This is a genomic window from Pseudomonas sp. 44 R 15, from assembly GCF_900004965.1.
Classification (GTDB): domain Bacteria; phylum Pseudomonadota; class Gammaproteobacteria; order Pseudomonadales; family Pseudomonadaceae; genus Aquipseudomonas; species Aquipseudomonas orientalis_A.
Map to the genome: position 1 here is coordinate 1 of NZ_CVTU01000118.1, position 20,313 is coordinate 20,313.

Annotated in this window: 16 protein-coding genes; 1 reads left to right on the forward strand and 15 read right to left on the reverse strand. The window is 60.9% G+C overall.

Annotated elements, in window-relative coordinates:
* Positions 1 to 284: 284 nt before the first annotated feature.
* Genes BFP93_RS24980 through BFP93_RS24990 form a run of 3 tightly spaced genes read right to left on the reverse strand, consistent with a single transcriptional unit; the run spans position 285 to position 1,978 of the window.
* Positions 285 to 686, reverse strand: coding sequence for a DUF4440 domain-containing protein (locus tag BFP93_RS24980; protein WP_065895307.1), 402 nt, complete (start codon positions 684 to 686; stop codon positions 285 to 287).
* Complete coding sequence (locus tag BFP93_RS24985; RefSeq protein WP_065895308.1) at positions 687 to 1,499, reverse strand: SDR family oxidoreductase; 813 nt, start codon at positions 1,497 to 1,499, stop codon at positions 687 to 689.
* Positions 1,500 to 1,513: 14 nt separating this feature from the next.
* Positions 1,514 to 1,978 (reverse strand): multidrug transporter, encoded by a 465-nt coding sequence (locus BFP93_RS24990; RefSeq protein ID WP_065895309.1) that lies wholly within the window; start codon positions 1,976 to 1,978, stop codon positions 1,514 to 1,516.
* Positions 1,979 to 2,173: 195 nt separating this feature from the next.
* Here BFP93_RS24990 and BFP93_RS24995 point away from each other — a divergent pair, with 195 nt between their 5' ends.
* On the forward strand, positions 2,174 to 2,656 hold the full coding sequence (locus BFP93_RS24995; protein WP_128875760.1) for a hypothetical protein: 483 nt from the start codon (positions 2,174 to 2,176) through the stop codon (positions 2,654 to 2,656).
* A 92-nt stretch (positions 2,657 to 2,748) separates the two neighbouring features.
* Here BFP93_RS24995 and BFP93_RS25000 read toward each other — a convergent pair whose 3' ends face one another.
* From BFP93_RS25000 to BFP93_RS25055, 12 genes are all read right to left on the reverse strand, one after another.
* Positions 2,749 to 4,200, reverse strand: a complete 1,452-nt coding sequence (locus tag BFP93_RS25000; protein WP_065895311.1) for a mannose-1-phosphate guanylyltransferase/mannose-6-phosphate isomerase — start codon at positions 4,198 to 4,200, stop codon at positions 2,749 to 2,751.
* A 220-nt stretch (positions 4,201 to 4,420) separates the two neighbouring features.
* Positions 4,421 to 5,077 (reverse strand): alginate O-acetyltransferase AlgF, encoded by a 657-nt coding sequence (locus BFP93_RS25005; RefSeq protein WP_016978194.1) that lies wholly within the window; start codon positions 5,075 to 5,077, stop codon positions 4,421 to 4,423.
* 16 nt (positions 5,078 to 5,093) lie between these two features.
* Positions 5,094 to 6,281: an alginate O-acetyltransferase gene (locus BFP93_RS25010; RefSeq protein ID WP_065895312.1), complete on the reverse strand. Its 1,188-nt coding sequence runs from the start codon at positions 6,279 to 6,281 to the stop codon at positions 5,094 to 5,096.
* An 11-nt stretch (positions 6,282 to 6,292) separates the two neighbouring features.
* Positions 6,293 to 7,825, reverse strand: a complete 1,533-nt coding sequence (locus BFP93_RS25015) for an MBOAT family O-acyltransferase (protein WP_065895313.1) — start codon at positions 7,823 to 7,825, stop codon at positions 6,293 to 6,295.
* A gap of 191 nt (positions 7,826 to 8,016) precedes the next feature.
* Entirely contained in the window at positions 8,017 to 9,126 is a 1,110-nt protein-coding gene (locus tag BFP93_RS25020) for a mannuronate-specific alginate lyase (protein WP_065895314.1), read from the reverse strand.
* A gap of 8 nt (positions 9,127 to 9,134) precedes the next feature.
* Positions 9,135 to 10,583 (reverse strand): alginate O-acetyltransferase, encoded by a 1,449-nt coding sequence (locus BFP93_RS25025; protein ID WP_065895342.1) that lies wholly within the window; start codon positions 10,581 to 10,583, stop codon positions 9,135 to 9,137.
* A gap of 11 nt (positions 10,584 to 10,594) precedes the next feature.
* Positions 10,595 to 12,163 carry a mannuronan 5-epimerase AlgG gene (gene algG / locus BFP93_RS25030; RefSeq protein ID WP_065885858.1) on the reverse strand — a complete coding sequence of 523 codons (1,569 nt, stop codon included), beginning with the start codon at positions 12,161 to 12,163 and terminating at the stop codon, positions 10,595 to 10,597.
* Positions 12,163 to 13,650 (reverse strand): alginate export family protein, encoded by a 1,488-nt coding sequence (locus BFP93_RS25035; protein ID WP_065885859.1) that lies wholly within the window; start codon positions 13,648 to 13,650, stop codon positions 12,163 to 12,165. Before BFP93_RS25035 ends, algG begins: the two co-directional genes overlap by 1 nt.
* On the reverse strand, positions 13,647 to 15,026 hold the full coding sequence (gene algK, locus BFP93_RS25040; protein ID WP_065895315.1) for an alginate biosynthesis TPR repeat lipoprotein AlgK: 1,380 nt from the start codon (positions 15,024 to 15,026) through the stop codon (positions 13,647 to 13,649). The genes BFP93_RS25035 and algK overlap by 4 nt, the downstream gene beginning before the upstream one ends.
* An 80-nt stretch (positions 15,027 to 15,106) precedes the next feature.
* Positions 15,107 to 16,273: an alginate biosynthesis protein Alg44 gene (locus BFP93_RS25045; protein ID WP_065895316.1), complete on the reverse strand. Its 1,167-nt coding sequence runs from the start codon at positions 16,271 to 16,273 to the stop codon at positions 15,107 to 15,109.
* 36 nt (positions 16,274 to 16,309) lie between these two features.
* On the reverse strand, positions 16,310 to 17,791 hold the full coding sequence (alg8, locus tag BFP93_RS25050; RefSeq protein WP_163001686.1) for a mannuronan synthase: 1,482 nt from the start codon (positions 17,789 to 17,791) through the stop codon (positions 16,310 to 16,312).
* An 83-nt stretch (positions 17,792 to 17,874) separates the two neighbouring features.
* Positions 17,875 to 19,191, reverse strand: a complete 1,317-nt coding sequence (locus BFP93_RS25055; RefSeq protein ID WP_057724657.1) for a nucleotide sugar dehydrogenase — start codon at positions 19,189 to 19,191, stop codon at positions 17,875 to 17,877.
* Between the last annotated feature and the right edge of the window lie 1,122 nt (positions 19,192 to 20,313).

The window sequence follows — 20,313 nt, forward strand, 5'->3', positions numbered from 1 at the left end:
CTAAGATCAAAAGCAAAAGCGCGGCGGCCTTAGAGCCGACCGGTATCTTGTGTCGATCCTGGCCCAACTGTGGGAGGGGGCTTGCCCCCGATGGCGGCCTCGGGGCTAACCCTGCGTCCTGCCGGGTTGCCCACGGATTCAAGCCTGCGTTCGGCCAGCGTGGTTTAACGGGGCGCCTAAGATCAAAAGCAGATCAAGAGCGGCTCGCTTCGCATCGTGGTTACGGTTGAGCGCTACAGAGTTGTGTAATTGGGGGCAAGCCCCCTCCCACATTTAGACCCGCGTTAAGCTTTGATAAACGTCTCGTGCAAGTGTCGCCACAACAGCGCGCCACTCGCCTGCTTCTCAAACACCACGGTCGCGCGACGATCCGTCCGGGTGCCGCTGTTGTCCACCTGATGCTCCCGATACGTCACCGTCGCACCGCGCGCATGCCGGTCAATCCCGGCCATGTCACTCAAGGTGATTTTCAGCCCAGGACGCATGCCGCCCAGGCGAGTAAACAGCGCGTTGACCCCGGCTGCATTGACGCGTGTGCCGGTGGCAGGCGCAACCATGCTGAATTCAGGCGAGAAGCGCGCCAGCAAATTCTGCAAGGTGCCCTCGGGCGCAACGCCGGCGAACCATTGCTCGATCTCGACGTGGGTCTGGATGACTTCTTCAAAAAAATCGCTGTAGTCGATCATTTACAAATTCCCCTTCAAACCAAAGCGTTTCTTCAGTACGGCTTCCAACAACCCCTTGGGCAACAACGCCGCCATCAACGGCAACGCGCGGCTGCCATTGCCCGAACGCAACAGGCGCGGTGGTCGTGCTTGCTGCACGGCCTTGAGCACATCCGCCGCGAACTCGTTGGCTGGGGTGGGTTTGTCCTGGGACGCCTGACTGCGCGCACGAATACCTTCGCGCAACGGCCACCACGGCGATTGTTCGTTGATCAGCAATTCGGCCTGGGCGCCGGCGTTTTTTGCAAAGCTTGTATTGATTGCGCCGGGCTGTACTTCCATGACCCGTACACCGAACGGCGCCAGCTCCATGCGCAACGCATCGCTCAAGGCATGCACGGCGGCTTTGGAAGCGCAGTAGGCGCCGGCGAACGGCGTGACCAGTACACCGGAAACGCTGCCTATATTCACCACCAGGCCCTTGCGCTTGCGTAGCGCGGGGAACAGCGCCTGGGTGACGCCGACGATGGAGAACACATTGGTTTCGAACTGACGTTGCATGGCGTCGGTGCCGCCATCGAGCAGCGGGCCCATAGCCCCGTAGCCGGCGTTGTTGACCAGCACGTCCAGCTCGCCCAACTGTGCGGCCAGTTGCTGCAAGGCGGCGCTGTCGTTGACGTCCAGTTGCACGGCGTTGAAGCCAGCGGCGGCGAGGGCGGCGACGTCGTCCGGGCGGCGGGCGCTGGCCCAAACGTTAAAGCCGGCGGTTTTGAAGCTGTCGGCCAGGGCACGGCCAATGCCGCTGGAACAACCGGTGATGAGTACGGTGGGCATGGATCAATCCTTTGTCAGTCCGAGAAACTGCCTTGCAGGTGCTCGGCGCGAAATTCCAGGGTTTGCGGGCGATAGCCGGGGCGCAGTGGCGGGGTGGGCAGGCAGTCTTCCCAGGTGGCGCCGGCCTGCAGTTCCCCGGGGCCACGATAACGGGGGGCGGCGTAGACGTTGTCGGCCAGGTTCACCGTGTCGCCCGGTGCATAGGCCGCGACGCGCCAACGCAATTCGGTGAGGGGCACGTCGTTGCCATTGTTCAAGACCAGCTTCAACGGGCGGTCGGCAGGGCATTCCTGCGGGGCGTAGGTGATGCGCAGTTCCAGGCGGGCCAGTTGCGCGGCTTCGCGGTTGTCCAGCCACACCACCCACACCGCCACCAAACCCAGGCCGACGGCAGCGGCCAGCGATACCGGCAAGGCCTTGGCCGGGTAGCGCAGCAGCAGGATCAGCCAAGTGATGATCAGCAGCACACCGAAGAACATAACGATAACCTCACAAGGGATCAAACATCCTACTCGTGGGGCGCCCCGATTGCCTATTGCGCTCGATGCTTTTCCCAGGTGCACAGGTCTCTGGCCCGAGGGCATGGGAACCGCATCGAGCTTTTTTGCCACAACATATTTAAATGGAATGATCTGACGCCAGGGAGGTAACCAACCGATAAGTCAGGTGCCTTTATGACCGTATCAAACATTGCTACACCCGTGCTGACCTCCCTTACCGCACCGATGGCTCCGCCCCCGTCCGCCGCGGCGGCAGCAATCATTCATGCGCCTGACCAGGAGGTCGGATCAACGTCATTGCCACGTATGCAGAACCTGGGGCTGACTAACTTGCGGCAGACTGTCATGCAAGGCCTCAATGACCAGGTCAGTTCGCGCTTTCCCACTGCCCTCAACAACAACGACACCAAAGATAAAGCCGCAGGGGCAGCCCTTACCGTGGGTGGCGCGATGTTGCAAGGGGTCGGAAAGCAGCTCGCCAGGTCGGGTGGTTTTGGTGCGAAAGTTGCGGGTGCGGCAGCCACATGGATGGGCAGGGGCGCCGAGGAAATCGGCAAGGATAAATACAGCAATGCGGGTAGCAGCTCTAACGGGAGCGGGGGCTATAACGCCTACTCCCCATCGAACTGGAAGCGTTCAAGTGATCAGAGGCCATAGGTTCAGAAGCTCACTGAGCTGAAAAACCCCCGCCCAACCGACTGCGGATAGGGAACGCAGTTGGCTGGACGGGGGTTTCTGTTACGACTCGTTTATTGCGCAATAGTTTTCACTGACACGCCACGTTCAATCGGCGTGGAGCGACCGTAGATATCTTCGAAACGCTCGATATCGTCTTCGCCCAGGTAGCTGCCCGATTGCACCTCGATGATCTCCAGCGGGATCTTGCCCGGGTTGCGCAGACGGTGCACCGAAGCGATAGGGATGTAGGTGGACTGGTTCTCGCAGAGCAGGAACACGTTGTCGTCACAGGTGACTTCAGCGGTGCCGCTGACCACGATCCAGTGCTCGGCGCGGTGGTGGTGCATCTGCAGCGACAGGCAGGCGCCCGGCTTGACCGAGATGTGCTTGACCTGGAAACGCCCGCCCATGTCCACCGAGTCGTAGGAGCCCCACGGACGATAGACTTCACAGTGATTCTGGGTCTCGCTGCGGCCTTGCTCGTTAAGGGTGTTGACCATCTGCTTGACGCCCTGGACCTTGTCCTTGTGAGCAATCATCATCGCGTCCTTGGTTTCCACCACCACGATGTTGTCCAGGCCGATCACCGAGACCAGCTTGCCGTTGCCATGCACCATGCAGTTGCGGCTGTCCTGGATCACCACGTCGCCTTTGCTCACGTTGCCGTTGGCGTCTTTGTCATTGACCGCCCACAGCGAGGCCCAGCAGCCCACGTCGCTCCAGCCGGCGCTCAACGGCACCACACAGGCGCGCTGGGTTTTTTCCATCACGGCGTAGTCGATGGAGTTGTCCGGGCAGCAGGCGAAGGTGGCTTCGTCGAAGGTCACGGTGTCGGCGGTCTGCTCGCTGCGTTCCAGGGTCAGCACGCAGGTGTCGTAGATGTCCGGGTCGTGCTTTTTCAGCTCTTCCAGGAAACGACTGGCGCGGAACAGGAACATGCCGCTGTTCCAGAAATAGCCGCCGCTTTTGACGAACTCGACGGCGCGTTTTTCATCGGGTTTTTCCACGAACTGCTGCACGCGGCTTACGCCTTCAGGCAGCAGTGAATCGTTGCTGGACTTGATGTAGCCGTAACCGGTTTCCGGACGGGTTGCCGGCACGCCGAACAGCACCATCTCGCCGCGCTCGGCGGCCACGGTGGCCAGGGCCAGGGCGCGTTGCAGGGCTTTCTGGTCGTCGATCACGTGGTCGGCAGGCAGCACCAGCATCAGCTCGTCACGGCCTTCATTGACCAGCATCATCGCGGTCAGGGCCACGGCCGGCGCGGTGTTGCGGCCGAACGGCTCCATCAGGATGCGCTGGCACTCAAGCTTGCGCGCGCTCAGTTGCTCGTTGACGATAAAACGGTGGTCCTTGTTGCAGACCACGATGGGGGAGTCCATGCCTTCGAACACCAGGCGTTCCAGGGTTTGCTGGAACAACGTGTGCTCGCCGGTCAGGGCCAGGAATTGCTTGGGGAACTGTTTACGGGAAAGCGGCCAAAGACGTGAGCCGCTACCACCGGAAAGGATGACTGGAATCATGGGTGTTTCTCCTTGAATCAGTTTGGGTCAGAGCTACGAAGGTTTGTCGTTTCACTCTTGTTTTTGTCTCGGTCCGAACTGAAACCGCGATCCCTGTAGGAGCGAGCTTGCTCGCGAAAAACCCGAGAGCAGCGCGATAACCAAAGGCGCTGCGTCATCGTTGACGTTCTTCGCGGGCAAGCCCGCTCCTACAGTAGGTTGCGTTCAGTTCGGGAAATAATCAGCGGGTCGACACTGGGCGTTTCACCCAGACCGGCGACAGGCTTGAACCGGAACCGGTGACGTACAGCACCGCTGCCTCACCGCGCTCCAGGGCAACCGGCTTCACATCGCCGACTTTCTTGTCACCGTCATACAACGCCAGGCTCACCTTCACCGGGTTGATTTCACGTTCGCCACGGCCCTTGGCGGCCACCGACTTGACTACGTCGGTCTTGCCGTCGGCAGTCTTCAGGGTCAGGGCCTTGTCGCTGAGGTTCTGCACGCGCACCAGGGATTTCTGCTTGTTCTTGAACGGCGGTTCCTCGATCAACTGAGGCTGGCCGCTGCCGCTGTTGACCAGGGTGTAGTAGTGATCGGCGGCGAGCTTGACCGGTACGGTCTGGCTGCCGACCTTGGCGCTGTAATCGCCGCCCGGCATGAAGCTGAAGTCGCTGCTGGCCAGTGGCGCAACGTCGCTGAGGTTGGTGGCGCCGACCGTGGCGCTGACTTCCTGGTTGCTGGCGTTGTAGATACGCACGAAGCTCGAGCCTTTCGGCGCCGTTGGGCCGTAGAGCGCGGCGTCACCACCGGCGAAGGCGGACATGGATACGAAGCTCAGGCCGGCGGCGATAGCCAGGGTCTTGGCGAGACGACGAGGAGTTGTAGTGAAAGTCATGTGAGTTACCTCTCTTTCAGTTTTGCGCCCGGTCGGGCGTCTCGGATTTCTGATTTTTAAAAGCAGGGGTGTTGCTTGCCATGTTCTGTTGGCGCGAACCGGCTTGTTTAAGCTGCGCAACCCACGCGGGGTCGGCATCACCGATTTCGTTGTTGACGGGCAGATAGCGTTCGGGGAATTCCCAGATCAGCACCTGGGGCGGGTTGTTCTTGAAGTCATCGCTTTTCAGGTAGCTGAGCATCGGCAGGATCGGGCCGTGGCCGTCTTCGGCGTAGCTGACCACGTCGCTGCCCAGTGCTTGCTTGAGGGCGCCGACGAAGTTCCAGTTGGGGTTGGCGCTGTAGCTGGTGCCCACCAGGGCCACCGGGGTTTCGCTGTCGCTGAACAGCGCGTCATCACCTTTCTCTTCGGCCAGGTGGGTGACGCGTTTTTGCAGCGGCTCCTTGGGCGGCATCAGGTTTTCGAACAGCGGGTCCAGGGGCAGGAACAGACGCAGGTCGCCTTTATGCGGTTCGGTCTTCTCGGCTTCGGTGACAAAGCGCTGCGGCTCGCCGCTCAGCGGAGTCTTGTCGGCAATCGCCTTGGCCAGTTGCTTGGCGGCGATTTCCGCGCCGTCCGGGGTCCAGTGGGTATCGGTGCGCAGGAACACCTGCTTGCCGGCGAGCTTGGCCTGTTGCAGTGGGCCGAGCAGGTCCGGGGCAGGGATGTTGTCTGCCGCCACACGGGCGTGGAAATCCTGGTACAGGTTGGCGTGGATGCTCGCCGGTTTCACTTCGCCCAGGTGTTCCGGGTACAGGCGCACCTTGGCCGGCACGATCGCCATCACCAGTTGGATGCCCTTGGCCTTGAGCTTCTGGCGCACGCCTTCGACCAGTGCGTAGTTGCCTTGCAGGTTCTGGTCTTCATTGACGGCGGGGTTGAATTCCTCGTCGCTGTACAGCCAGTGATCGCGGCCCAGCACCACACCAGGGCGACCTTCGTTGAACAGCTTGTAGTCCAGCGCCGCCCACAGGTTGGTGCCCAGGCGCTTGATCGGGAACGCCTCGTCGTAATGGGTCTCGACGGCCTTGGTCCAGCGCCCGTTGAGCACCGTGGCATCGGCGTTGGTGCTGAAGCCCAGGAAACTGCGCATTGACCAGACGCCCAGCGCCAGCAGCAGCACCAGGAACAGGCTGATATAGAGGATGCGTAATGAACGGGTCATGGTCGGCTCCCTCAGAATTGGAAGTAAAGGAACGGCGAGAAACTCTGCGCCGACAGTTTCAGGATCGAGGCCACGAACAGCAGCAGCACCGCCGCACGCATCGCGTAGCGTGGCCAGTCAGCGGTCCAGTAGGCCGGTTGCACGGCGGCGTCACGGCCCACGCTGAAGCCGGGCTCGTGGATGCTGCCGGGGTTGTCGCCGGGTACGGCCTTGATCAGGCTCGGATCGCTCGGCTTGGATTTCTCGGCAGGGCGGTTGCGGTAGAAATCGCGCAGGCCAAAGAACGCCAGCGTTGCGTAGGCCACCACCAGGGTCGCCACTTGCAGGCCGGTGAGGTTGGCGCGGTTGAGTTCCGACAGCGACCACTCGCTGAAGCTGAACATGGCACCGTACATACGCCCGGCGACGTGCAGGTTTTCGGCACGGAAGATCACCCAGCCCATCACCACCAGCAGGAAGGTGAAGGCCCAGCGCAGCACGTTGAAGCTGCGTGGCGCCGTATTGAGGCCGATGGCTTTTTCAATCGCCAGCCACATGCCGTGCCAGGCGCCCCACACGATGTAGGTGATGTTGGCGCCGTGCCACAGGCCACCGAGCAGCATGGTCAGGAACAGGTTGCGGTAGGTGGTCAGCGTGCCTTTGCGGTTGCCGCCCAGGGTGATGTACAGGTAGTCACGCAGCCAGGTGGACAGGCTGATGTGCCAGCGCCGCCAGAACTCGGTGATCGACTGGCTGATGTACGGCTGCTTGAAGTTTTCCATGAAGCGGAAACCCATCATCAAGCCCAGGCCGATGGCCATGTCGCTGTAGCCGGAGAAGTCGAAGTACAGCTGCGCGGTGTAGGCCAGCGCGCCGAGCCAGGCGTCACCCGTGGTCGGGTTTTGCAGGGCGAAGCAGTGGTCGGCCACCACCGCCAGGGTATCGGCGATGAAGACTTTCTTGATGAAACCCTGCATGAACCGCGTGCAGCCTTCGGAGAACTTGTCGAGGGTGTGGGTGCGGTTGTTGAACTGGTCGGCGAGGTCGCGAAAGCGCAACACGGGGCCGGCGATCAGGTGCGGGAAGATCGCCACGAACGCCGCGAAGTCGATCAGGTTGCGCGTTGCCGGGGTGTCGCCGCGATACACGTCGATGATGTAGCTGATGGACTCGAAGATGTAGAACGAGATCCCGATCGGCAACAGCACGTGGGTGAGGATAAACGGCTCCAGGCCCGCCGACTTCATCATCACATTGATGCTGTCGACGCCGAAGTTGGCGTACTTGAAGTAGCCGAGGATGCACAGGTCGACGGCCACGCCGAGCAGCAGCCAGCGCTGCGCCGGTTGGGTGCGCACGCCGGCGGCACCGACCTTGAGGCCGATCCAGTAATTCCACAGCGTCACGGCGGCGAACAGCGCCAGGAAGTCCACTCGCCACCAGGCGTAGAACACGTAGCTGGCAATCAGCAGCAGCAGGTTGCGATAGCGTTGCCCGCTCAAGTAGTACAAGCCGAGAAAGATCGGCAAGAACAGAAACAGGAACACGTTGGACGAGAAAACCATCCCGATCTCTCCATGTTTAAACCAACAGTCAAGGGCCGCAGCCCCCCCAAACCCCCCCGCGAAATTCGGGGGAGGCTTTGATCGTTCCCACGCTCTGCGTGGGAATGCCTCTTGTGACGCTCTGCGTCACGCTTTGGGACGCGGAGCGTCCCGTGCTGCATTCCCACGCAGAGCGTGGGAACGATCAGCGACTAGCTGCCTTTGTTGCCTTTTTCATGCGTCGGGTCGTAGACCTTGGTCAGGTCGCCGCCCAGGCGGAAGGTCTTGAACGGTTGCATGCCATGCTTGCGCTCGATCACCTCCGGGGCACAGGTGTAGAGGGTGCAGAAAGGCTCGAGCCAGGCGAATTTCATGTCCTGCTTCAAGTCCTTCATGTCCTGCTCCTTGCCGTTCTTCTGTTCGAAGATGTCCGGGTCCTTGACCCCGGCCAGCACCTTGTCGCCCAGGCGCTTGAGCGCGCTGTTGTTTTCCTGGCGCAGGTCCACGCCGTTGACCAGGGCAAAACTGGCAATCATCGACAGCGGCGGCAGGGCGTAGTTGTGGTACGACAGGGCGCGTTGTTGACGCTTCAGTTCGTTCGGCAGGAAGCCCTGGTCGTCTACCTGGTTCACACCGACCTTGTATTCCTTGACGGCCCAGTCAAACAGGTCGCGGCGGTTAGTGGCGATGGAGGTCGCCATCACCGACCAGGCGGCCCAGTAGGAATGGTTGTTGGTTTTTTCCAGCGGCAGGTTGTCCCAGTCGCTCACCACCTGATCGGCCAGTTTGTTGAACCAGGCTTCGATCAGTTGCGATTCCTGCTGGTGGTTGGCCAGCGGGTGCGACTCGGAGAACTTCAGGCGCACATAGGCCGAGGCCATGCTGCCCAGTGCCCATTTGCGCATGGACTTGCCGGTGTGGTTGAAGTCCTTGGACATCAAGGCATCGGCCTTGGCCCACGACACCAGCCAGTTCAGCGTGCATTCGAGCTGCTCTGGGCGGCCGTCGCGCATGAACTGCATCACGCGTTTGCTGGTGTCTTTCTCCAGCTTGGTGATGTCGGCGGTGCTGTCGCGAAAGGCTTTTTCCGACTGCACATTCAGTGTCGAGCGAGCCTTGTCCGAGCCTTCGTACTTGCTGCGAAACTGCAACGGCCCGGTGTAGGGCGTCGGCATGGTGTCGCAGTTTTCCTTAAAGTCGCCGGTCTTGAACGCTTCGATCGGGGCGAAATAGCCCTGGGGCGGACGCAGTGGCGCGGCCGCATTCACGGCGCCGGCAAACATGGCCAGGCCCAGCAGGGTGGGGAGCAGTAACTTTTGCATAGGTAACCTCACTTCCCGAGTTGGGCGGTCTGCTGACCACCGCTTGGGAATACGTTGCGTGTGCAAATTTTCGCTTCGACTTTCTGCGCGGCAGCGCCCTTTTCCGGGCCCTGCACTTCCACGGCCAGCAAGTTCTGCGAGGCCCAGTCTTCATCGGTGCGCAGTTCAAAGGCGAAACGCCCGTCTGTATCGGATGTTTCGGGTTTCTCGATCTTGATGTCCTCGTGGCGCCCGTTCATGTACCAGAGGGTGGCTTGCAAGGTTTTCACCGACGGATCGGCGAAGCGGATATCGACCTGATGGGTGGCATTGCGCAGGTCTTTGTTCGCGCTGTTGACCATCAGTTCGTTTTTGCCCGGTTTCAATGTGGTGCTGGCCGACATCTGCGCGGCCTTGCCTTCGCAGCCGTTGTCGAGCAGCGCCATCATCTGGCGGTAGATGGTTTCCTGGTCGAGACGGTACAGCGGCGAGAACTCCCAGATGAGGATCTTCGGCGGGTTCTTCTGGAACTCTTCGCTGCCCAGGTACTGGATCATCGAGCCTTCCAGGCCACCGCCGGGGAAGGCGACGTTGAGGATGTCGGCACCGATTTCTTCCTGCAGGAAGCCGGCGAAGTTGTAGTTCTTGCCGCTGTGGCTGGTGCCCACCAGGGTGATCTGCGGGTCGCCCGAATCGCCGAACAGGTCGCCGTCACCGGCTTCACCCTTGGGTTCGGTGGTGAACTGGTCCATGTACTGGATCGCGTAGCTGGTGCCGCACAGTTGCCCGGCCATGTTGTGCAGGGTGCCGGTCTTGCCCATGCGACCCGAGCGCTTGGTCTCGAATTCGCGCTTGGGGATTTCCGCGTATTGCGGCATTTGCTTGACCTTGGCCGCGACGATTTTGGCGGTGCGCTGGGCGCCGTACGGGGTCCAGTGCTGGTCGCCACGGAAGTAGAAATCATGGGCCGGCAACTCGTCGGGCAATTGCTCGTTGGTGAGCGGCGACAGGTCCGGCACCACATAGCCCATCTTGGCGAAACGGCCGAGCATGGTTTTGTAGTTGCCCAGGGCCTTGTCGAAATCGAACGTGGCTTTTTCTTCGGGGTTGAGCTTGTTGCGGTTCACCAGGCCACGGGTCGGCTGGTAGACCACCACCAGTTCCACGCCCTTGCTCTTGAACGCATCGTGTAACTGCTGCATGCGCTGGTAGCCGGCCGGCGTGGTGTCGAATTCGGTGCGCAGGTCTTCCTGGGTACGGAACAGCCAGTCGCCCTGGGCTTGCACCAGGGTGGTGAAGTTCTGCTGGTAGCGCGTGGTGTAATTCTTCGCGTCGTGGGCGGCCGGGCACAGGCTGCAGCACGGTTCGGCGGTGAAGGTCGGTGCCTTCACTTCATCGGCGCGCACGCCCTGGCTGGCCGCGAGCAGGCCGAGGGTCAGACCCGAGAGGCTCAGCAGTTTGATCATGTGTGGGTGCATAAGGGTCATCCTCAGTCCTGCAGTTCGGTCTGGCGTTCGACGGGGTCGATCAGCACGGCTTTCTGCTGGCGCACCAGCAGGTCGAGAATTTCTTCCTGGCGCTCGCCCAGAATGCCGGAGAAGCTGATGCCGCTGGATTTGGTCGGCGCCAGCATCGATACGCGGTACAGCTCGATACTCAACGGCGAGTCGATGGACAGCGGTCCGCTGCCGTTACCCGCCAGCTCACCGCCGACCACGATCAGCGAGACCTTGGCGTCGAACGGGTCGAGGGCGATGTCACGGTCGGTGTCGGTCAAGTCCTTGATGTGGCCGTACACGCCGGTCAGGCCGTTGGCCATGGCGGTGTTTTCGTAGAGCTTGATGTTCACGCTGTTACGCACGCGGATGCCGTGGCGACGGTTGCTGATCACCTTGTTGCCCCACAGCAGGTTGTCACCGCTCTCATAGAGGGTGATGCCGTCGGTGTGGTTGCGGTAGATCTCGTTGTCGACGATCAGGTTGTTCACGCTGTTACGGTCGATCACCAGGCCCGACAGTTTGTTGTCGTAGCTGCGGTTGTTGAAGATGAAGCTGTCGTTCACTTCCCGGGAAATGATGATGCCGTGCTTCTTCTTCGTGCCGTACACGGTGTTGTCGGCGATGATCAGGCCGTGGGAACGGTCGTGGGGGTCAATGCCGTAGACGATGTTGTCCTTGTAGGTATTACCCTTGATCACAAAGCCTGTGGTCTCGTAGCAGTAGAAGCCGTACCACATGTCCGAGAACTCGGAATCAATGATCCAGCCGGTCGGCTCTGGACGCTTGAGCACCTTGGCCATGTTCGGCGTGTACTGGGAAATACTCACCCCGTACGACTTACTGTTGGCATAGCCGAAGCTGGCCATCTTGGTCTTGGAGATATAAGTCTCGGTGCCGCCCCAGGCCAGCAGGAACGGGCGGAACTCCTTGGGCGACTTGAACAGCGCCGGGCCGTTGGTTTTTTCATCCCAACCGGTGACCTTGGTGTCACGCACGAACAGTTGGCCGTCGTTGATCAGGAACGAACCGGCTTGCTGGGACAGGCGCAGTTCCTGGGTGTTCTTGTCGATATCGAGGATGCCTTTACGACCGACCACGATGGGCAACTTGGCCAGGAACACGCCAGGCGATGTCTCGCTGAAGTACTGCTTGGGCACCTTGCCCAGCAGGTCCTTGAGGTTCATGTAGCCGTCGTCGACAAAGATCGCCTGGGGAATGCCATGCTGGCGCACCACCCATTCGGCCATCTTGTTGTCGCCGCCGATAAAGTCCTTGAGCGCGTCTTCCTGCATCATGCGGCGGATGCTGATCTTGCCCGGTTTGCTTCTGACGATCTTTTTTTCCATGGCCGCAGCGGTGTAGCCCGACAGGTCGGGCAGCGCCGGCTTGGCCATTTCCAGCGGCGCGGTGGGCGGGCTGGAAATGGTGTAGGTCTTGGCCTGTTGCAGTTCCTTGGCGATGGTCGGCGCCTTGGCCGCCGTGTCGGCAAACGCTGGGGCACTGGCCACCAGCATTGCCGCGACGAGTAGGCTTTGAGCATTCATTGCGCAGGCTCCCATCAGAATTTCCAGACCACGTCGACAAAGGCGCGGTGCATGTAGGAGTCGACCTGGCTGCCATAGGCGTCGCCCGGCTTGAACACGCCGGCACGCAAGCGCACCAGGGCCGAGGGCTCGTCGATCGACTGGCTCAGCGCGGCGGGCAGCAAGCCTTTCTTGAAGTACTTGGTGACGACCAGGTCCATCTCCTGGCCAAGGTCCTTCTTGCCGTCTTCAAGGGGCAGGGAGGTGCTGGAGAGGATTGCGCCGGTCACGTCGTCGGTGTTGTTCTGCACCGCATCGATGCCGTTGCTGCCCACCGGCTTGTTGCCGTCGACGCGCCAGAACTTGTGGTACACCAGGCTGGCGTCGTAGTCCTCGCGCAGTTGCCAGGAACCGAACAGGCTCATGGACTGCATGTTGTTCATCTCGCCGCGAAACGCCTCGCCGAAGCGGTGCACGCGGGACTGGGTGCCGGTCCAGTTCGAACGGTTGCTTTGCAGGCCGTTCTGTTCGTATTCGGCGCTGGCGCGCGAATAGGCCGCGCCCACTTGCCACTGCGGATCGAGGCGCAGGCGCACGCCGATATCGGTGGCCCAGCCGCTGACGTCATCACTGCGCTTGGCATTGGTCGGGCGGCTGCCATCGGCGTTCAAGGCGTTGACCGTGTCGCGGTCGCCCTTCATGCCGGTGATGCTGGCCCAGTAGTTGACCGTGTTGGTGTTGCGCCAGTTATAGGCGTCGCTGTTGGCTTCGATGCCGAGCCAGGTCAGGTCGCCGTTTTCGCGCTTGTCCAATGGGTCGCTGGCCACGCCCGGTTCGGCGTAGTCGAGCTTGCCGTCGTCATGGGTATGGTGCCCGCGCAGGCCGATCCACTGGCCCGGCGTCCATTGGTAGGCGGCGTCGGCGTAGAAGTGCTGGCGGTCCTTGTCGACCGGCGACAGTTCCTTGAGGTCGGTGCGGTATTCGCTGAAGCGTTCGGCGGCGCCGACGTTGGCCTTGAGCAGGGTGGTGTCGAAGGTCCAGTTCAGCGCTTCGATGTTGGTGTCGCGCCATTGACCGTCGTCATTGCGCAGGCGCTGGCGACCGAACTTGAGGATCTCGCCGGGGTAGGGCGTGAAGCCGCTGTAGCCGACCCAGAACTCGCGCAGGGCCAGATAGTTTTTCTTCGCCTTGCGGTCGTCGTTGCTCGATTGTTCGGTCGTGTCATCCGCCGACTGTTGCAGGGTGTCGGTCTCGATAATGTCGCTGGAGGCCACCGCCTGGCCCATGGCGTAGGCGCTCCACGCGCCGCTTTCGCCGTAGATCCACGGGCGCAGGTCGAGGCCGATACCGTTGACGTCGCCGCCTTTCTGAGTGCCCAGGTCGCGGTCGTCTTCGGACTGCGCGGTGGCTTTGACTTCCAGGCCGAAGTTCTTGGCTTCGGTCAGCGCGGCCAGGGTCGGGCACGACCACAGCAGGGCGAAGGACAGGCCGATGCCGGCCTTGACGAATGGATTGAGCTTCATAGGGATTCCTCGCCGTCTTCTTCTTGCAGGGCGTGCAGTTGCAGCGTGCTTTGGGCCAGGGTGCCGCGGGCGGCCAGCTCCTGTTGCACCAGGCGTTGGCCTTCGGCGCGTTGCTCAGGCGTCAGCGGGGCTTCGAGCTGGGTGGCCAGCTCATTGGCTTCCGGCGTGTCCTGGGCCTTGGCCAGTTGGCTGAAAACATAGGCGTTGAGCGGGTCGGGCTTGGTGCCCTTGCCCTGGGAAAACAGTTGGGCAATGGCGAAATCGGCGCTGTTCTGGCCGTTGCGCGCTGCGGTCAGCAGGTGGTCCAGGGCTTTTTGCGAGTAGACCTTGCCCAGGTAGCCACGGCGGTAGATCTGGCCGAGGTAGTAATCGGCGGCCACTTCACGGCCCACGGCTTTCTCGAAATGCGCCTCGGCAGCCTTGGCGTCGGCCGGCACCCATTTGCCTTCGTAGTAAAGCTTGCCCAGCAACAGCTCGGCGCGTGGCTGGTCGGCGGCGCGGCCGTTGTCCAGGTACTTCATCATCTGGTCGACGTCGCCCAGTTCGGGGAAGTCGTAGAGCAGTTGCGCCAGGCTGACCCAGGACGCGGGGTAACCCGGGGCGATTTTTTCCAGCAACGCCTGGGCGGTTTTCTCGTCCGGCGTGCCGAGGGTGGCATCGCCGAGTACGCGCGCGACGCTGTCGACGCGCTGGGCGGTGACGGTGCCACGGCTGTAGCCTGCTTCCATCTGCTTGAGCAGCTCGGCCTGTTTTTCCGGCTCGGCTTTTTTCTGGTAGACGGTGGCCAGCTCGACGTAGCAGATATCGGTGGTGTTGAGCGCCGCCTTGCAGATGCGCTCGACATCATCCAGATGCTGGTCGTAGGTGTTCTGGGTGCGATACAGCAGCACCTGGGCCAGGCCGGCTTCCGGGTAACCGGCGGCCTGCCATTGGCTGATCTGTTGCTGGGCGTTCACGTCGGGGAAGCTGTGCGGGTATTGCAGGTACAGCATCGCCAGCGGAATCAGGGTATTGCCTTCGCCATTGGCAAAGGCTTTTTTCAGCAGCATTTGCGCTTCATGGTGTTCGGCTTCGGTGGCGCCGGGCTTGGCCACCAGCAGACGGCCGAGACGTGCCTGGGCGCGGGGCGAAGTGTCCGCCGCCGCGCGGTAGGTGGCCTCGGCCTGTTTGATTTGCGCCGGATCGCGGGTACCGACCTGGATATCGGCCAGGCCCACCTGGGCCTCGCTGTAGCCCAGGTCTGCCAGTTGCTGGTAATTCTGCTGGGCGGTGACGGTGTCGCCACGCTTGAGCGCTTCATTGGCCAGGCGTTGGTCGGGCAGGCCGGCACAACCGGCCAGGCTCACCGCAACCGCCAGCAACGCCACCGAACCCATGTGGGAGGGTTTTTTGTGGCAAGCCCGCTCCCACAGGGATTGTGTTGTTCTTGAAATAGGGTTCACAGGCATGTCCTCGCTTACAGACCGTGAGCCATGGCTTTATCGATCAGCCAGTTCAGCGAAGGGCCGCGGTCACTGGTGACTTCCACCGGGCGGCCGGCGTAGGTGCTGTCCAGCGGGGCATCCGGCTTGATCTGCACGCGGATGTCGGAGGACAGGTCGGCGCTGTTCAGGCTGGTGCTGCTGACGATAGTGCCGGTGCGCACCTGCTCTTCGTCGGCGACCTGGAAGCTCACCGGCGTACCTGGACGTACATCGCCAAACTGGCGGTAGGTGAAGCGGGCTTCGACGTTAGCCTGACTGCCACGCGGCACCAGTTGGAAGATCACATCGCCCTTGCTGGCGTACTGGCCGTCGGCGACCAGTTGCTGGGCGACCACGCAATCGCACGGCGAGGTCAGGGTGCCGGTCATTTGCTTGCCGAACAGTTCTTCAACCTTGGCCGGTTGCAGTTGGTCTTCGTCCAGGTGGCCCTTGAGCACATCGAGCATGCTGGTGCTGAAGGTCGCCAGCGGCGCGCCTTTGGCCGCTACCGCGTCACCCTTGAGCAGGCTTTGCACGGTGCCGTCACGCGGCATGGTCACGTTCATGCCCGGTACGCTGACGATACCTGCCTGGGCGTGGCTGACGAAGTACATGCCGTAGAGGGATTTGAAGACGAAACCGAACGCGGCGAGGCCGACCAGGAAGATCGCCAGGCTGAAGGTCACGGCGCGCAAGCGGCCAAAGGCGCTCATGTTGCTGCCGCCGTCCTTGACCTTGCGGGCCTTGGTGAAGTTGTCGCGTTGCAAGGTGGCCAGCACGTCGCCCATGGTCACGATGTCACCTGACAAGTGCGAGGTGATCAGGTGGCGCAGGGTGGAAATATCCTGGGCATCGAGGTTCTGGAACTGGCAGCCGGTGCGGCCGGTCTGGCGGTCGTAGGAGCGAATCTGCAGCTCCACATCCATCGCCAGACCGAGGTTGTCGATCACGAACTGCAGGCGACCCTTGTGCACCTCACCGATGGTCAGCGGCTGGGTGGCGGTGAACGCCAGGCCGCCGGCGGACAAGTCGATCACCCGTGCTTCGGTCTGCGTGCGGTCGGTGTTGAAGAAGCGCAGCTTGGCCGGGATTTTGACCCGGGCGTGCTGGCGCTGGGCTTCGGATTCGTGGACTACGTTGGCGTTTACTTGGCTGTTCATCAGGGCATTCCTTAAGTTAATTCAGGCTTGGCAGGGTCAGACCATCATCAGCAATACGGCAACGAAAATGCTGCCGGCGGAGAAGGTCATGGTCCGAGACGACCAGGTGTTGAACCAACGTTGAAAGCTGGCCAAATCGCGGGTCAGTTTGGTGTCCTGGCGGGTCCAGGACTGTTGATCAAGGCGGAAGAACACGTAGATCTTCACCAGCGCGCCCATGATCTGGTTGTAATAGAGAATCAGCGGATAGGCCGGGCCGATCTTGTGGCCGGAGCACGACAGCAGCAGCGTAAGGATCAGGCGGGTGATGCCGATCCACAGCAGGTACGCGAGGATGAAGGCGCCGCCGTATTTGAAGGTGGCGATGATTGCCACGGTCAGGCCGAGCAGGGAGGTCCACATCGACACGCGCTGGTCGAACAGCACCACGCTGGTGAACACACCGAGGCGGCGCACACCCAGGCCCAGGGCGCGGGAGTTCTGGCGCAGGTTGTTGCCGTACCAGCGGAACATCAGTTTGCGGCTGGCTTTGATAAAGCTCTTTTCCGGCGGGTGTTCCACGGTGTTGATCGCGGCATCCGGCACGTAGAAGGTGTCGTAGCCCAGGCGCATCAGGCTGAACCAGCTGGACTTGTCATCACCGGTGAGGAACTTGAAGCGGCCCAGGCGCCAGTGTTGCAGCGAGTCGCTTTCCACGTCGGCGATAAAGCCCGGGTCAGTCACCACGCTGGCGCGGAACACCGACATACGCCCGGTCATGGTCAGCACGCGCTTGGACAGGGCCATGGAGCACATGTTGATGTGGCGCTGGGCGAAGCGCAGCTTGTGCCACTCGCTCATGATGTAGCCGCCGCGCACTTCGCAGAATTCGTTGGTGGTCAGGCCACCGACATTGCCGAACAGCTGGAACCACGGCACGGTCTTGCGCACCACGCCTTCGGCCAGCACGGTGTCGCCATCGATCACAGCCACCACGGCGCGGTCATCCGGCAGGTGGCGCGAGATGGCGCGGAAACCGAAGGCCAGGCCGTCGCGCTTGCCGGTACCGGCGATGCGCACGAAGTCGAGCTTGACGTGAGCCGGTGGGTTCATTTTTTCCCAGAGGCTCTTGACCAGCAGCTCATCGGACATTTCCACCAGCGAGCAGACCACGGTGGTGGGGAAGCCGCATTCGATGGCTTCGCGAATCACCGAGCTGTAGACCTGCGCGGTGGTCAGCGCATCGATCCTGAAGCTGGTGACCATCAGGAACACATGGGATGGGTCGGCGGCCTTGCCCAACTTGCGCACTTTGCGGCGCAGGTGCGGGTAGACCACGTACAGGAACAGCATGCCGCGAAAGAAATGCGTTGCACCCATCGAGTAGCGCCAGATACCGACGGCGCCAATCAGGAAAATAAAATTCTTCGATTGCGAATCGAAGGTGCTCGCCGGCAACAGCAGGGCGAGTCCCATCAGCAGGCTGAGAAACAACAGCCAGCCGGCGGCTTGCAGAAATACATGTTTTAACTTGGACATAAGCGTCATCCGGAAGGGGAGGAGGCTTCAGGCTGCAAGCGCTGGGGATTAAGCCACTGGCAGCCTGAAACTTGCCGTTGCTGTTACCAGCAAATACCTTCAGTACGGCCGCTTACGCTGGTGGCCTTGGACATGAAGCCCACCAGGTCGACCACTTGCTTGCCTTCCGGAGCGTTATGCGCCAGGGCACGGAACTTCTCGTCACGGTTACCGAGGATGATCACGTCGGAGTTGTTGATCACATCATCGAAGTCCGAGTTGAGCAGGGACGACACGTGGGGGATCTTGCCTTCGATGTAGTCCTTGTTCGCACCGTGCACGCGGGCGTACTCGACGTTGCTGTCGTAGATGCTCAGGTCGTAGCCCTTACCGATCAGCATTTCCGCCAGTTCTACCAACGGGCTTTCACGCAGGTCATCGGTACCGGCCTTGAAGCTCAGGCCCAGCAGGGCGACTTTGCGCTTGTCGTGGCTGGAAACGATGTCGAAGGCGTTCTGCACCTGGGATTCGTTGCTGCGCATCAGCGAGTTGAGCAGCGGCGCTTCCACGTCCAGGGAGCCGGCGCGGTAGGTCAGGGCGCGCACGTCTTTGGGCAGGCACGAGCCGCCGAAAGCGAAGCCCGGGCGCATGTAGTACTGGGACAGGTTGAGCGTCTTGTCCTGGCAGACCACGTCCATCACTTCACGGCCATCGACGCCGACGGCCTTGGCGATGTTGCCGATCTCGTTGGCGAAGGTGACTTTGGTGGCGTGCCACACGTTGCAGGTGTACTTGATCATCTCGGCAACGGCGATGTCCTTGCGGATGATCGGTGCGTCGAGTTCTTCGTAGAGCGACTGCAGGACATCGCCGGAAGCGGTGTCGAACTCGCCGATGACGGTCATCGGTGGCAGGTCGTAGTCGGCGATGGCGGTGGATTCGCGCAGGAATTCCGGGTTGACCGCAACGCCGAAATCGACGCCGGCTTTCTTGCCGGAGCAGTCTTCGAGGATCGGGATCACCACGTTGGCGACGGTACCCGGCAGTACGGTGCTGCGCACCACGATGGTATGGCGGGTGGTCTTGTCACGCAGCACAAAACCGATCTCGCGGCATACCGATTCGATGTAGTTGAGTTCCAGGTCGCCGTTCTTCTTGCTTGGCGTGCCCACGCAAATCATCGACAGGTCGGTATCGCGGATGGCTTCGGCGAAGTTGGTGGTGCCACGCAGTCGGCCGGTCTGGATACCCTGGCTCAACAGCTCGCCCAGACCCGGTTCAACGATCGGCGATTTACCGGCATTGATCAGGTCGATCTTTTCCTTGGAGATGTCTACGCCGACCACTTCGTGGCCACGGGCAGACAGGCAACCGGCACATACTGCGCCAACGTAACCCAAACCGAATATGCTGATGCGCATCGCAATTACCTCTGTATTTAAATCATGCCATTAGATGGCCGGAGTTCATGTTTGCAAGCGTCACTGATGCCGCAAAAGTTAGGCGAATAGACGCCGACTTATCGCGTGCAGGCATGTTGAATAAACGAGTGACTCACTAGTGCACTCAAGTTGTGCGCAACCAGGCCTTATTATTGGGGCTTGCCCTGAAATGCAGCCGTACTTCCCTGGAGGAAGACTTCGGCGCCGGTGCGGCAAGGTATCGATGCAGGCAAATTGCCTTTTTTCTCAATGCCTTGGGTGGTTGCACGGGCTCATTTAGGTCAGCGCTGCCTTGGCCTGTAGGGGATAGCAATGCGTACTTATCGCCACCCTTAACTCGATCAGTTGATGGTGTGACCATAGAGTCAAAGTGTTTTAAGACAACTTGACTACTTCCATTGGTCGTTATGTAAGTCATCTCTTACAGGCGTAGAGAATTTCGTTACCGGTGGTATGAGCGGTGCTTCAGGATGAAGTTCCAGCCCGCTCATCCTGTTTCCGGAAATTTCTTGAAATATTGGGAAAGATGGCACTAGTAGTATATTGATAGCACTTGCTATTTAGACCAGTAGTTGTGGGGAGTTGGCGCGAGGGGATAGTTTTGTGCCACTACTGAATAAAAAAAGTGGTGCCACTACGAAAAAAAACGATGAATGTCGAGTGAATAAATCGTTAGGGTTGTGTCTGGGTGTTTTTCTGGCGCCAAATAAATGACGTTTCGCTGGTTTGGAATACCAGCAAAATGTGGGAGGGGCTTGCCCCCGATAGCCATAGGTATCTACACAATTTTGGTGCGACACCGCACCTGTGGCGAGGGGCTAACGCGTATCTACCTGACGCTCCGAGATCCAAATGTGGGAGGGGGCTTGCCCCCGATGGGGGCCTCAGGGCCGACCAGGATGCTGGATCAGACCGAGTACATATCCGTTTCTGCGGTAACGGCTTCTATTGGTTCCGCTTTTACAGCGGGTCACTTTTGGAAAAGAGCCCCAAAAGTAACCAAAAGGGCTCTTGCCCCACCACTCGGCACCTCGCCCAGGCTCGGTGTGCCCGAACGCAGGCTTGAATCCGTGGGCCGCCGCAATGGGCCATCCATGGCCC

What these genes read in the sequence shown, in the direction of transcription:
- BFP93_RS24995 (WP_128875760.1), top strand. Translation starts at nt 2,174, where the DNA reads ATGACCGTATCAAACATTGCTACACCCGTGCTGACCTCCCTTACCGCA.
- BFP93_RS25010 (WP_065895312.1), bottom strand. Translation starts at nt 6,281, where the DNA reads ATGACCCGTTCATTACGCATCCTCTATATCAGCCTGTTCCTGGTGCTG.
- BFP93_RS24990 (WP_065895309.1), bottom strand. Translation starts at nt 1,978, where the DNA reads ATGTTCTTCGGTGTGCTGCTGATCATCACTTGGCTGATCCTGCTGCTG.
- BFP93_RS24980 (WP_065895307.1), bottom strand. Translation starts at nt 686, where the DNA reads ATGATCGACTACAGCGATTTTTTTGAAGAAGTCATCCAGACCCACGTC.
- alg8 (WP_163001686.1), bottom strand. Translation starts at nt 17,791, where the DNA reads ATGTCCAAGTTAAAACATGTATTTCTGCAAGCCGCCGGCTGGCTGTTG.
- algG (WP_065885858.1), bottom strand. Translation starts at nt 12,163, where the DNA reads ATGGGAGCCTGCGCAATGAATGCTCAAAGCCTACTCGTCGCGGCAATG.
- algK (WP_065895315.1), bottom strand. Translation starts at nt 15,026, where the DNA reads ATGGGTTCGGTGGCGTTGCTGGCGGTTGCGGTGAGCCTGGCCGGTTGT.
- BFP93_RS25005 (WP_016978194.1), bottom strand. Translation starts at nt 5,077, where the DNA reads ATGACTTTCACTACAACTCCTCGTCGTCTCGCCAAGACCCTGGCTATC.
- BFP93_RS24985 (WP_065895308.1), bottom strand. Translation starts at nt 1,499, where the DNA reads ATGCCCACCGTACTCATCACCGGTTGTTCCAGCGGCATTGGCCGTGCC.
- BFP93_RS25055 (WP_057724657.1), bottom strand. Translation starts at nt 19,191, where the DNA reads ATGCGCATCAGCATATTCGGTTTGGGTTACGTTGGCGCAGTATGTGCC.
- BFP93_RS25020 (WP_065895314.1), bottom strand. Translation starts at nt 9,126, where the DNA reads ATGCAAAAGTTACTGCTCCCCACCCTGCTGGGCCTGGCCATGTTTGCC.
- BFP93_RS25015 (WP_065895313.1), bottom strand. Translation starts at nt 7,825, where the DNA reads ATGGTTTTCTCGTCCAACGTGTTCCTGTTTCTGTTCTTGCCGATCTTT.
- BFP93_RS25000 (WP_065895311.1), bottom strand. Translation starts at nt 4,200, where the DNA reads ATGATTCCAGTCATCCTTTCCGGTGGTAGCGGCTCACGTCTTTGGCCG.
- BFP93_RS25045 (WP_065895316.1), bottom strand. Translation starts at nt 16,273, where the DNA reads ATGAACAGCCAAGTAAACGCCAACGTAGTCCACGAATCCGAAGCCCAG.
- BFP93_RS25035 (WP_065885859.1), bottom strand. Translation starts at nt 13,650, where the DNA reads ATGAAGCTCAATCCATTCGTCAAGGCCGGCATCGGCCTGTCCTTCGCC.
- BFP93_RS25025 (WP_065895342.1), bottom strand. Translation starts at nt 10,583, where the DNA reads ATGCACCCACACATGATCAAACTGCTGAGCCTCTCGGGTCTGACCCTC.